Source organism: Actinokineospora bangkokensis, assembly GCF_001940455.1.
GTDB classification, from domain to species: Bacteria; Actinomycetota; Actinomycetes; order Mycobacteriales; family Pseudonocardiaceae; genus Actinokineospora; species Actinokineospora bangkokensis.
The window spans coordinates 265,047-276,577 of the sequence record NZ_MKQR01000028.1 but is presented as its reverse complement, the minus strand read 5'-3'; the positions used below and the strand labels follow the sequence as shown (position 1 = coordinate 276,577).

General features: G+C 74.4%; 14 protein-coding genes. 4 read left to right on the top strand and 10 right to left on the bottom strand.

Translation table 11 applies throughout. The features are described 5' to 3' along the window. Positions 1-79: 79 nt before the first annotated feature. Positions 80-487, top strand: a complete 408-nt coding sequence (locus tag BJP25_RS28360; RefSeq protein WP_075978075.1) for a YccF domain-containing protein — start codon at positions 80-82, stop codon at positions 485-487. 10 nt (positions 488-497) lie between these two features. Here the strand turns inward: BJP25_RS28360 and BJP25_RS28355 are convergent, their stop codons facing one another. The 6 genes from BJP25_RS28355 to BJP25_RS28330 all read right to left on the bottom strand — a co-directional run bounded on the left by BJP25_RS28355 (position 498) and on the right by BJP25_RS28330 (position 5,393). After that, a complete protein-coding gene (locus tag BJP25_RS28355; protein WP_233158312.1) occupies positions 498-1,433 on the bottom strand; it encodes a metallophosphoesterase family protein in 936 nt (311 codons plus the stop codon). Positions 1,434-1,498: 65 nt separating this feature from the next. Then, positions 1,499-2,284 (bottom strand): HAD-IIA family hydrolase, encoded by a 786-nt coding sequence (locus BJP25_RS28350; RefSeq protein WP_075978489.1) that lies wholly within the window; start codon positions 2,282-2,284, stop codon positions 1,499-1,501. A gap of 10 nt (positions 2,285-2,294) precedes the next feature. Continuing rightward, positions 2,295-3,395: a sulfate/molybdate ABC transporter ATP-binding protein gene (locus tag BJP25_RS28345; RefSeq protein ID WP_075978074.1), complete on the bottom strand. Its 1,101-nt coding sequence runs from the start codon at positions 3,393-3,395 to the stop codon at positions 2,295-2,297. Further along, positions 3,392-4,156 carry an ABC transporter permease gene (locus BJP25_RS28340; protein WP_075978488.1) on the bottom strand — a complete coding sequence of 255 codons (765 nt, stop codon included), beginning with the start codon at positions 4,154-4,156 and terminating at the stop codon, positions 3,392-3,394. The genes BJP25_RS28345 and BJP25_RS28340 overlap by 4 nt, the downstream gene beginning before the upstream one ends. 20 nt (positions 4,157-4,176) lie before the next feature. Continuing rightward, on the bottom strand, positions 4,177-4,938 hold the full coding sequence (modA, locus tag BJP25_RS28335) for a molybdate ABC transporter substrate-binding protein (RefSeq protein WP_075978073.1): 762 nt from the start codon (positions 4,936-4,938) through the stop codon (positions 4,177-4,179). A gap of 62 nt (positions 4,939-5,000) precedes the next feature. Beyond that, complete coding sequence (locus BJP25_RS28330; RefSeq protein WP_075978072.1) at positions 5,001-5,393, bottom strand: TOBE domain-containing protein; 393 nt, start codon at positions 5,391-5,393, stop codon at positions 5,001-5,003. Between the two features lie 110 nt (positions 5,394-5,503). Between BJP25_RS28330 and moaA the strand changes: the two genes are divergently transcribed. The 3 genes from moaA (at position 5,504) to BJP25_RS36385 (ending at position 7,975) form a co-directional block, all read left to right on the top strand. Then, positions 5,504-6,547, top strand: coding sequence for a GTP 3',8-cyclase MoaA (gene moaA / locus BJP25_RS28325; protein ID WP_075978071.1), 1,044 nt, complete (start codon positions 5,504-5,506; stop codon positions 6,545-6,547). A 2-nt stretch (positions 6,548-6,549) separates the two neighbouring features. Continuing rightward, on the top strand, positions 6,550-6,855 hold the full coding sequence (locus BJP25_RS28320) for a MoaD/ThiS family protein (RefSeq protein ID WP_233158311.1): 306 nt from the start codon (positions 6,550-6,552) through the stop codon (positions 6,853-6,855). 445 nt (positions 6,856-7,300) lie between these two features. Continuing rightward, a complete protein-coding gene (locus BJP25_RS36385) occupies positions 7,301-7,975 on the top strand; it encodes a LysM peptidoglycan-binding domain-containing protein (protein WP_075978070.1) in 675 nt (224 codons plus the stop codon). Positions 7,976-8,359: 384 nt separating this feature from the next. Here BJP25_RS36385 and BJP25_RS28310 read toward each other — a convergent pair whose 3' ends face one another. The 4 genes from BJP25_RS28310 to BJP25_RS28295 form a co-directional block, all read right to left on the bottom strand. Then, positions 8,360-9,289, bottom strand: coding sequence for a molybdenum cofactor biosynthesis protein MoaE (locus tag BJP25_RS28310; RefSeq protein ID WP_075978069.1), 930 nt, complete (start codon positions 9,287-9,289; stop codon positions 8,360-8,362). Continuing rightward, on the bottom strand, positions 9,286-9,759 hold the full coding sequence (gene moaC, locus BJP25_RS28305; RefSeq protein ID WP_075978068.1) for a cyclic pyranopterin monophosphate synthase MoaC: 474 nt from the start codon (positions 9,757-9,759) through the stop codon (positions 9,286-9,288). The genes BJP25_RS28310 and moaC overlap by 4 nt, the downstream gene beginning before the upstream one ends. 48 nt (positions 9,760-9,807) lie before the next feature. Further along, the gene (locus tag BJP25_RS28300) at positions 9,808-11,190 is read right to left on the bottom strand and encodes an NAD-dependent malic enzyme (protein ID WP_075978067.1); all 1,383 of its coding nucleotides are present in this window, start codon (positions 11,188-11,190) and stop codon (positions 9,808-9,810) included. 124 nt (positions 11,191-11,314) lie between these two features. Next, positions 11,315-11,494, bottom strand: coding sequence for a hypothetical protein (locus BJP25_RS28295; RefSeq protein WP_075978066.1), 180 nt, complete (start codon positions 11,492-11,494; stop codon positions 11,315-11,317). Positions 11,495-11,531: the final 37 nt, after the last annotated feature.

The window sequence follows — 11,531 nt, the reverse complement described above, 5'->3', positions numbered from 1 at the left end:
GGCGCTGGATGTGCTCCCCGTCACCTTAGATCGGCGCCCGCCCCGACGGGGGACCCGGATTTCCTGGACACTGGGTGGCGTGCGCCTGATCCTCAACATCGTCTGGCTCGTCCTCAGCGGCTTCTGGATGGCCGTCGGCTACGTCATCGCGGGCATCATCTGCTGCGTGCTGGTCGTGACGATCCCGTTCGGCCTGGCCAGCTTCCGCATCGCCAACTACGCCCTGTGGCCCTTCGGCCGCACCATCGAGACCCGCCGCGACGCGGGCGCGGCCTCCGTCGTGGGCAACGTCATCTGGGTGGTCTTCGCGGGCCTCTGGCTGGCCATCGGCCACGTCATCACCGGCGCCCTGCTCTGCGTGACGATCATCGGCATCCCGCTGGGCATCGCCAACTTCAAGCTGGTCCCCATCAGCCTGATGCCCCTCGGCTCGGTCATCGTCCCCACCGACCGCTACGTCCCCGCGGGCACCTACTCCCGCTACTGACCCCTGCCTGTTAGTCGGGCTTGGTCGTGTCGTCGGGGGTGTCGGGTTCCCCAGGGGTGTCGGTGTCCTCGGGGGACGGGTCCTCGTCCTCGTCGTCTTCGTCCGCCCAGGAGGTGTCTTCGGGGGTGGGGGGCTGCCAGGGGAGGGGGACGACGAGGCAGGGGCCGCCGACGAACAGGCCCGCGTCGACGCCCAGGGCCTTGCCGCCCGCGTAGTGGTAGGGGCCCTCGATGAGGGCCGGGGGCAGGCCGACCTGGTCGGCGATGACGCTGTGGCCGTGGATGACCATGGTGCCGCCGAAGGCCGCCAGGCACTCGTCGACGGCCCGTTCGCCGTCGGGGCCGCGGAAGGCGTAGCGGGTGGTCATGCGGCGCCAGAGCTCCCACCACTCGACGATGTCGTCGGAGTGCAGGACCTCGCGGACGCCGTCGTTGACCGAGTCGACGTCGTCGCCCCAGTAGAAGTACTCGGTGGTGTCGGAGTGCATGAGCAGGTCGTCGCCGACGAGGGCGACGACGGGGCGGGTGGTGAGCCAGTCGACGTGCTCGTCGGTCAGGCCCTCCTGGTCGGAGAGCAGGCCGCCGTTCATCTCCCAGCTGCGGGCGAAGCTGCGCGGGCCGAAGTCCGAGGGCACCTCGGTGCCGCCGAAGCGGTGCATGCCCAGCAGCAGCACCTCGTGGTTGCCCAGCAGCGCCTCGACCTGCCCGCCCGCCTCGGCCGCCTCCCGGCCCAGGCGCATGACCAGGTCGATCACGCCGATGCCGTCCGGGCCCCGGTCGACGAAGTCGCCCAGGAACCACAGGTGGTCGGTGCCGCCGGTCCAGCCGCCCGCGCGGTCGACCAGACCGGTGGCGTGCAGGGCCTCGACCAGTTCGTCCCGGTGCCCGTGCACGTCTCCGACCACGTAGGTACGGGCGACACCGGCTTCAGCAGGGTCGTGCTCCACCCCGTTGACGATAGGCGAGCCCCGCGCCGCCCGCGCAGCCCCCGCCCCGCCGGTGACCTGGGAGATCATCCGGCGCCGAACGGATCCGCCGTTCGGCCCACCAGGTCCGCGACCGAGCCGAGCACCAGGGTGGGCCGGTAGGGGAAGCGCTCGGCCGTGTCGGGGGCCGAGATGCCGGTGAGCACCAGGATGGTCCGCAGGCCCGCCTCCAGGCCGCTGCGCACGTCGGTGTCCATCCGGTCACCGATCATCAGGGTGGACTCGGAGTGCGCGCCGAGGGCGTTGAGGCCCGAGCGCATCATCAGCGGGTTGGGCTTGCCCACGTAGTACGGCGACCGGCCGGTGGCCCGCTCGATCAGCGCGGCGACGGCGCCGGTGGCGGGCAGCGACCCCTCCCGGCTGGGGCCGGTGGCGTCGGGGTTGGTGGCGATGAACTTGGCGCCCTGCTCGATGAGCCGGATGGCCCGGGTGATCGCGGAGAAGCTGTAGGTGCGGGTCTCCCCGAGCACCACGTAGTCCGGGTCGGTGTCGCTGAGGACGTAGCCGACCTCGTGCAGGGCGGTGGTCAGCCCGGCCTCCCCGATGACGAACGCCGACCCGCCCGGCCGCTGGTCGGCCAGGAACTTCGCGGTCGCCAGCGCCGAGGTCCAGATGCACCGCTCCGGCACGTCCAACCCGGTGCGCAGCAGCCGGGCGCGCAGGTCGCGCGGGGTGTAGATGGAGTTGTTCGTCAGCACCAGGAACGGGTTGCCCGCCGCGGTGAGCTCCGCGATCAGCTCGTCGGCGCCGGGGACCAGGTGCTCCTCGTGCACCAGCACCCCGTCCATGTCCATCAGGTACGTCCAGCCCATGCGCTGCACGCTACTGCGGCGCGGCGGTCCCGGCTGGGGGCTGCGCCGGGTGCACCCCGACCGCGGCGGCCTTGACCGCCAGGTGCACCGGGGTGCCCGGCTCCAGGGCGAGGTCGGCGACGGCGGCGGGGGTGAGGTCGGCGGCGAGCCCGCGCAGCCACGGGTGGGCCCCGGTGACCTTCACCCGCACGGTGTCGCCGTGCGGTTCGAGCGCGGTGACCTCGGCGGGCAGGACGTTGCGCGGGCTGCCGTGGCCGGGGTCGAGGTAGAGGGCGACGTCCGCGGGCCGGAACACCGCCACCGCCCGCCCGCGCCCGGGGGTCGACGCGGCGGCGATGCGGGTGCCGTCGGGGGTGCGCAGGCCCTCGGGGGTGGCGGTGCCCTCGACGAGGTTGAGGCCCGCGATGCTGGCGGTGAAGGCCGTGCGCGGGCGGGACAGGACCTCGCGGGTGGGGCCCTCCTCGACCACCCGGCCCGCACCGAGCACGACCACCCGGTCGGCCAGGGCGAGCGCGTCGAGCGGGTCGTGGGTGACCAGGAGCGCGGTCTGGCCCGCGGCGGCGAGCACCCGGCGCAGCACGCCGCGCAGCGCCGGGGCGGCGTCGACGTCGAGCGCGGCGAACGGCTCGTCGAGCAGCAGCAGCCCCGGCCCGGCGGCCAGCGCCCTGGCGAGGGCGACGCGCTGGGCCTGCCCGCCGGAGAGGGCGGCGGGCTTGCGGCGGGCGAACTCCGCCGCGCCCACCTCGGCCAGCCACCGGTGGGCCAGCTCGGTGGCGCGCCGCCTGCCCGAGCCGGTGGCCCGGGGCCCGAAGGCGACGTTGGCCAGCGCGGTCAGGTGCGGGAACAGCAGCGGGTCCTGGGCGAGCAGGCCGACGCCGCGGCGGGCGGGCGGCAGGTGCGCGCGGCGGGCGGTGTCGGTCAGCACCCGCCCGCCGACCTCGACCAGGCCGTCGTCGGGGCGCAGCAGGCCCGCGACGGCGCCGAGCAGCGTCGACTTGCCCGAGCCGTTGGGGCCCAGCACCGCCAGCACCTCCCCCGCTGAGACCTGGACGTCGACGTCGAGGTCGAACGAGCCGCGGCGCAGCCGCACCCTGGCGCGCAGGCCGCTCACCGCACGCCCTCCAGCGCCCGGGGCCGCGCCACCGCGATCACCAGCACGGCGAGCACGACCAGCAGCAGCGACAGCGCCACCGCACCGTCCACATCGGTCTCGGCGAGCAGGTAGACCTCCAGCGGCAGGGTCCGGGTGACCCCCTCCAGCGACCCGGCGAAGGTGATCGTGGCGCCGAACTCCCCCAGCGCCCTGGCGAACGAGAGCACCAGGCCCGAGCCCAGGGCGGGCAGCACCAGCGGCACCGTGACGCGGCGGAACACCGTCCACGGGCGCGCGCCCAGGGTCGCCGCCACCGCCTCGTACCGCTCCCCCGCCGTGCGCAGCGCGCCCTCCAGGCCCACCACGAGGAACGGCATGGCCACGAACGTCTGCGCGACCACCACCGCCGCGGTGGTGTACGGGATGCGCGGGCCGGGCAGGTGCGAGCCCAGCAGGCCGTTGCGCCCCAACAGGTACAGCAGCGCCAACCCACCGACGACCGGCGGCAGCACCAGCGGCAGGAGCACGACGGCGCGCAGCAGCCGCACGCCGGGCACCCGCGACCGCGCGAGCACCACGGCGAGCGGACCGCCGAGCAGCAGGCACAGCCCGGTCGACACCAGCGCGGTGGCGACCGACAGCCGCAGCGCCGCGAGGGCGCCGGGGCTGGTCACCTCCGACGGCAGCTCGGCGAGGTCCGAGCGCGCGACGAGGCCGACGACGGGCAGCACCACCAGGGCGAGCGCCGCGGCGGCGGGGACCCACAGCAACCCCGGCAGCGCGCCGGACCCCGCGCGCCTCACGCCGCGCCGAAACCGGCCTGCGCCAGCGCGGCCTTCCCCTGCGCGCCGAGCACCAGGTCGACGAACTCCTGCGCCAGCGCGGCCTGCGGGGCATCGGTAAGCACGGTGATCGGGTACTTGTTGACCGCCTTGTCGGCCTCCGGGAACCGCACGGCGGTGACGTCGGCCCCGGCCGCCTCGGCGTCGGAGACGTAGACGAGCCCGGCGTCGGCCTCCCCGGCTCGCACCTTGGTGAGCACCGCCTTGACGTCCTGCTCCTCGCTGGCGGGCTTGACGTCCACCCCGGCGGCCCGCTCCACCTTCTGCGCGGCCGACCCGCACGGCACCTGGGGCGCGCACAGCACCACGGTGACGCCGCCCCTGGCGAGGTCGGCCAACCCGCTGACCTTGGCCGGGTTGCCGGGCGGGGTGACGATCACGAGCTTGTTCGTGGCGAAGACGCTCGCGGGCGAGGCCTGCTGCGCCTGCACCTTCTCCATGTTGCCCTCGTCGGCGGAGGCGAACACGTCGGCCGCGGCGCCGTTGGTGATCTGCTGGGCGAGCGCGGACGACCCGGCGAAGTTGAGCTTGACGTCGACACCGGCGTGGGTGGACTCGAACTGCTTCTCCAACGCGGTGAACGCCTCGGTCAGCGACGCGGCGGCGAAGACGGTGAGGGTGCGGGGCTGGGCCTGCTGGGGCGCGGCCCCGGTGTCCGAGCCGCCGCACCCGGCGAGGGCGAGCGCGGCGGCGGCGAGGGCGGCGGCGAGGGCGCGCATGCTGGGTCTCCCGGGTTCGGTGTTGGGTGCGTTGCAGCGCAAGGGGTTCGGCGGCAACGGGCTCAGGGCGTTTCGACGATGACGGTGGTGGCCTTGACCACCGCGACGGCGAGCGAGCCCGGTCGCAGGCCCAGCTCGCGCACGGCCTCGGCGCTCATCAGCGACACCACGCGGTGCGGGCCGCACTGCATCTCCACCTGCGCCATCACCGCGTCCGCCCGGACCTCGGTCACCAGGCCGGTGAACCGGTTGCGCGCGGAGCTGCCGACGCCCGTGGGGTCCGGCACGGCGGTGGCCTGCGCGCGGGCGAACCGCGCCAGTTCGGCCCCGGAGACGACCTTGCGGCCCGCGCCGTCCACCCCTGCGGCGAGGTGGCCCGCGTCGACCCACCGGCGCACGGTGTCGTCGCTCACGCCCAGCAGGCGCGCGGCCTCGGAGAACCGAAATTGCGGCATGCCCGGAACCATACTGCCGCACCTGCGGATCGGAGCGGCGAAAAGCGTCGCACCTACCCCGAGAGGGCCCCGAGCGGCCACGCACGGCGACTACCCTTGAAGCGGTGAACATGGTCGATCTGGGTGTCCCCAGCGTCCCGAGCCGGACCCCCAGGCCGGACGACCGCAGGCTGGTGGACCGGTACGGCCGCGTCGCGACCGACCTGCGGGTGTCGCTGACCGACCGCTGCAACCTGCGCTGCACCTACTGCATGCCCGCCGAGGGCCTGGACTGGCTGCCCGGCGACGAGCTGCTGACCGACGCCGAGCTGACCAGGCTGCTGCGCGTGGCCGTCACCGAGCTGGGCGTCACCGACATCCGGTTCACCGGCGGCGAACCCACGCTGCGCAAGGGGGTGGAGGGGATCATCGCGGCGGCCGCGGCGCTCGACCCGCGCCCGTCGCTGTCGATGACCACCAACGCCATCGGCCTCGCCCGCCGGGCACCCGCCCTGCGCGCGGCGGGCCTGGACCGGGTGAACGTCTCCCTCGACACCCTGCGGCCCGACCGCTACGCCGCGATGACCCGCCGCGACCGCCTCGACGACGTCCTGGCGGGCCTGGCCGCCGCGCACGCCGCGGGCCTGGCGCCGGTGAAGGTCAACGCCGTGCTGCTGCGCGGGGTCAACGACGACGAGGCCGCCGACCTGCTGCGGTTCTGCCTGGAGCACGGCTACCGGCTGCGGTTCATCGAGCAGATGCCGCTGGACCCCCAGCACGGGTGGGACCGCTCGGAGATGGTCACCGCCGCGGAGATCCTGGAGCTGCTGCGGGCGCGGTTCGACCTCACCCCCTCGCCCCGGCCGCGCGGGGCGGCCCCGGCCGAGCGCTGGCTGGTCGACGGCGGCCCCGGCGACGTCGGGGTGATCGCCTCGGTCACCCGGCCGTTCTGCGCCGCCTGCGACCGCACCCGGCTCACCGCGGACGGCTCGCTGCGCTCCTGCCTGTTCAGCCGCACCGAGACCGACCTGCGCGGCCCCCTGCGGGCGGGCGCCTCGGACGCGGAGCTGGCGGACCTGTGGCGCGCGGCGATGTGGGGCAAGCTCGCGGGCCACGGCATCGACGGCGGCGGGTTCACCCAGCCCGACCGGCCGATGAGCGCGATCGGGGGCTGAGGGTGGAGCAGGAGCTGCGCGACGACCTCGACCACGGCGGGGCCCGCGGCACGGGCGCGCTCGTGCGCGTGCGCCACTTCGCGGCCGCGCGGGCGGCCGCGGGCGTGCCGGAGGAGGAGCTGGACCTGGCGGGCGAGGTGGACCTCGGCGCGGTGGTGGCGGAGCTGGAGCGCAGGCACGGCGACCGGATGGCGCGGGTGCTCGCCTCGGTCAGCTTCCTCGTCGACGGGGTGGCGGCGCGGGGCCGCGACACCCCCCTGCCCGCCGTCTGCTCGGTGGACGTCCTGCCGCCCTTCGCCGGTGGCTGAGCGCGCCTCGATCGGCCTAGCGCGGGTCCGTTCAGGGTTAGCCAGGTCTCACCGAAAGTCATTGATCTCGGACAGGACACGGCCAAGTAACAAGCAGATGCGCGCCTCTGAGCTGCGCCGATGGCGGCGATCGGACTCGGTTGCCCACCGTTACCGTGATGACGGTCACACCTTCTTCCGTTTGGCGCGGGCCCCGCGGTTACGTACCGTCGCTTCTCGGTCGGACCCGAAACCGACCGAGCAGCACGACCCGGGTGTCCGCAGTGCCAAGCCCTGTCCGGCGGGCCCCCGGGAACCAACCCCGAGCGAAAGCGACTTCCGGACAGGGGCGAGGGACCACCGCCCGACCCCAGGGTCGAGGTGGCGCCGGTAGGACACCGGCCGGACCGGACACCCCGGACCGACCCGCAGGCCAAGGCCCGCAGGCACGGGAGGAGAGATCTCAATGTCCTACCGAGGCAAGCACCGCAAGCCGTCCGCCACCAAGCGCACCATCGCCCGCGTCGTCGTCGCGGGCGTCGCGGTCGGAGCCCCGATGGCCGCGCTGGCCACCCCCGCGTCGGCCGACACGGTGAACTGGGACGCGATCGCCCAGTGCGAGAGCGGTGGCAACTGGGCCACCAACACCGGCAACGGCTACTACGGCGGCCTGCAGTTCTCCCCGAGCACCTGGCGCGCCAACGGCGGCTCCGGCTCGGCCCACAACGCCAGCCGCGAGGAGCAGATCCGCGTGGCCGAGAACGTCCTGCAGTCCCAGGGCATCGGCGCCTGGCCGGTGTGCGGCAAGAAGTCCGGCGCCGCGTCGTCGGGCACCGCCAAGAAGTCGACCTCCAGCACCACCAAGAAGTCGACCACCACCGCCAAGAAGGCCACCCCCAAGGCCAAGGCCAAGACCACCACCAAGAAGGCGGCCCCGGTCCAGCGGACCGCCCCCGCCACCCCCGTGGTCGCGACCTCCAACCCCGCGGGCGACTACACCGTCATCGCGGGCGACACCCTCTCCAAGATCGCCCAGTCCCAGGGCGTCACCGGCGGCTGGCAGGCCCTGGCGGAGAAGAACAAGGACTTCATCAGCGACCCCAACCTGATCCTCGTGGGTCAGAAGATCGCGACGAAGTGACGCAGTAGCCCCGCGCTACCGTCCCCGGAGCCCCCCGTGCGCCAGCACGGGGGGCTCCGCCCATCCCCGGGCCAACACTCACCCACGCAGCAGGAAGCCAACGGCGCCAACCCTCGCCCCCACCCACTCCGCTTTCCCACAACGCCACCACCTACGCAGCAGGCGGCCCGGCTACGCCCCTGCTCGATGCGGTGGTTGTGCTTGACTGGGGGAGGCGATCATGTGCTACCCACGGCGGGGGGTGGGGCCGCAGGCCTCACCTTTTCCCCACCCCGAGCACATGATCGCCGCAGGGGCCCCGGTCAAGCGCAACCACCACATCGAGCCCGCAAACAAACGACCGGGCTCTTCCAACGCCGAAGGCGAGGCGTCACCGGCAAAGCCTCAAGGACAGTTCACCCACTCGTCGGAACCGTCCGCGAACACCTGGTGCTTCCAGATCGGCAACCGCGCCTTGACCTCGTCCACCAGCTCGGCGCACGCCACGAACGCCTCCCGCCGGTGCGCCGCCGACACGGCGACGGCCAGCGCCACGTCCCCGATCGCCAGCGCCCCGACCCGGTGCGACACGGCGACGGCCCGCAGCCCACCCCGCCCCGCGAACTCCGCGGCGACCTCCGCCACGACCCCCTGGGCCGAGGGGTGCCCCTCGTACTCCAGCGAGGCCACCTCCCGCCCCCCGTCGTGGTCGCGCACGACCCCCTCGAACGTCACCACGGCCCCGGCCGCCCGGTCGGCCACCAACGCCGCGTGCTCGGCCGCGGAGATGACCCCCTCGGTCACCTCCGCCCGCGCCACCACGCCCGGCCGCGCCTCGCCGCCCAGTGCCTCGCCGCCGCGCGGGTGGTCGCCCCCGGCGACCTGGTCCACCGCGTGCTCCAGCACCCCCGCCAGCACGCCCAGCCCGTCCTTCACCCCACCGGAGGACCCCGGCAGGTTCACCACCACCGTCGCCCCGGCGACCCCGGCCACCCCCCGGGACAGCACCGCCGTGGGCACCCCGGGCAGCCCGGCGGCGCGCACGGCGTCCGCCAGCCCCGGGATCTGCCGGTCCAGCACGGCCAGCGTCGCCTCCGGGGTCCGGTCGGTGGGGCTGAGCCCGGTCCCGCCGGTCGTGATCACCACCGCGGGCGCGTCGGCCAGCGCAGCGCGCAGGGCGGCCTCGACCTCGGGGCCGTCGGGCACCACGCGCGCGTCCGGCGTGTCGTACCCGCGGTCGCGCAGCCAGGCCGCGATGACCGGGCCCGTCTTGTCCGGGTAGGTGCCGCGCGCCGCGCGGGTGGAGGCGGTGATGACGCGGGCTGTCCTGCTCATGCGGGGCGCTCCCAGGTGCCGGTCTTGCCGCCCTCCTTGCGCTCGACGCGGACGGCGTCGATGGTGGCGGCGGGGTCGACGGCCTTGACCATGTCGTGCAGGGTGAGGGCGGCGACCGACACGGCGGTCAGCGCCTCCATCTCCACGCCGGTGCGGTCGGTGGTCCTCACCGTGGCGCGGATGCGGACGTCCGCGCCCACCGGGTCCAGCTCCACCCGCACGCCCGCGATGGCGATGGGGTGGCACAGCGGGATGAGGTCGGGGGTGCGCTTGGCCGCCATGATCCCGGCGACGCGGGCCGTGGCCAGCGCGTCGCCCTTGGGCAGGCCGTCGCGGCGCAGCAGGTCGACCACCTCCTCGGTGGTGCGCAGCACGCCGGAGGCGACCGCGGTCCGGGAGGTGGCCGGTTTGTCGGTGACGTCGACCATCCTGGCTGCGCCGGTGGCGTCGACGTGGCTGAGTTCGCCCACGCCGGCCAGCCTACGGCCGACCGGCGGACCCGGCCGCCGGGCGCCGGGTCAGGCGGTGGCGGCCTTGCGGACGGCGTCGGCCACCGCCGGGGCCACCGCGGCGTCGAACACGCTGGGCACGATGAACGAGGCGTTGAGCCGGTCGCCGTCGACCACGTCGGCGATCGCGTCCGCGGCGGCCAGCAGCATCAGGTCGGTGATGCCGTGCGCCTGGGCGTCGAGCAGGCCGCGGAACACCCCGGGGAAGGCCAGCACGTTGTTGATCTGGTTCGGGTAGTCCGAGCGGCCGGTGGCGACCACGGCGGCGTGCCGCTGGGCCTCCAGCGGGTCGATCTCCGGGTCCGGGTTGGCCAGCGCGAAGACCACCGCGTCGTCGGCCATGGTGGCCACCTGCTCGGCGCCGAACAGGTTCGGGGCCGACACGCCGATGAACACGTCCGCGCCGACCAGCGCGTCGTGCAGGCCACCGGCCTTGCCCTCGCGGTTGGTGTTGGCCGCCACCCAGCGCAGGTTGCCGTCGGTGTCGCCGCGGCCGGAGTGGACGATGCCGTCGACGTCCACGGCCAGGATGTCGCCGGGGCCGCGCTGGAGCAGCAGCCGGATGATCGCCGAGCCCGCGGCGCCCACCCCGCAGACGACGATCTTGCAGTCGGCCAGCTGCTTGCCCACGACGCGCAGCGCGTTGCGCAGCGCGGCCACCACGCAGATCGCGGTGCCGTGCTGGTCGTCGTGGAAGACCGGGATGTCGAGCTTCTCGCGCAGCCGGGCCTCGATCTCGAAGCAGCGCGGCGCGGCGATGTCCTCCAGGTTGACCCCGCCGTAGACCGGCGCGATCAGCTCGACCGCGCGGATGATCTCCTCGGTGTCCTGGGTGTCCAGGCACACCGGCCAGGCGTCGACGCCGGCGAACTTCTTGAACAGCGCCGCCTTGCCCTCCATCACCGGCAGCGCCGCGGCGGGGCCGATGTTGCCCAGGCCCAGCACCGCCGAGCCGTCGGTGACCACCGCGACGGTGTTGCGCTTGATGGTCAGGCGGCGGGCGTCGGCCGGGTTTTCCGCGATGGCGGTGCACACCCGCGCCACGCCGGGGGTGTAGGCGCGGGAGAGGTCGTCGCGGTTGCGCAGCGCGACCTTCGCGCTGACCTCGATCTTGCCGCCGAGGTGCATGAGGAAGGTGCGGTCGGAGACCTTGCGCACCTCCACGCCGGGCAGGGCCTGGAGCGCGTCGGTGATGTCGCGGGCGTGGTTGGCCGACATCGCGTTGCAGGTGATGTCGACGACGACCCGGTCGGAGTGCGACTCGACGACGTCGAACGCCGTGATCACCCCGCCCACCCGGCCGACCGCGCTGGTGAGGTCGCCTGCGGCGCCCGCCGACGGGGGCGCCTCGACCCGGACGGTGATGGAGTAGCCGGGACCGGGGACGGGCATGCTGCGCTCCAGACTGCGTCGTGCCTGCGATCGGCGTGCCGATCGGTCTTGTGGGCCGGTGAGCCCCCGCGCAGCCTATCCCCGCACCCCGGTCACAAATGCGACCGGTTCCGGCCGCCCCGGGTCAGCGGTTGATCTCGGTGGTGGGGTGCACGTAGGGCACGCTGTCCAGCGGGAAGGTGGTGTCGCCGAACGGCGAGAGCGCCCCCTGGCGGTCCGAGTGCAGCTCGGAGACGGGGTGCGCGCCGTCGTCGTCGGCCCGCCACTCGGGGTCGACGCGGTCCTTCTTGGAGACCTTGGCCACGGGTCCTCCTCGGGTCAGGCCTGCTGGTCCGGGCAGT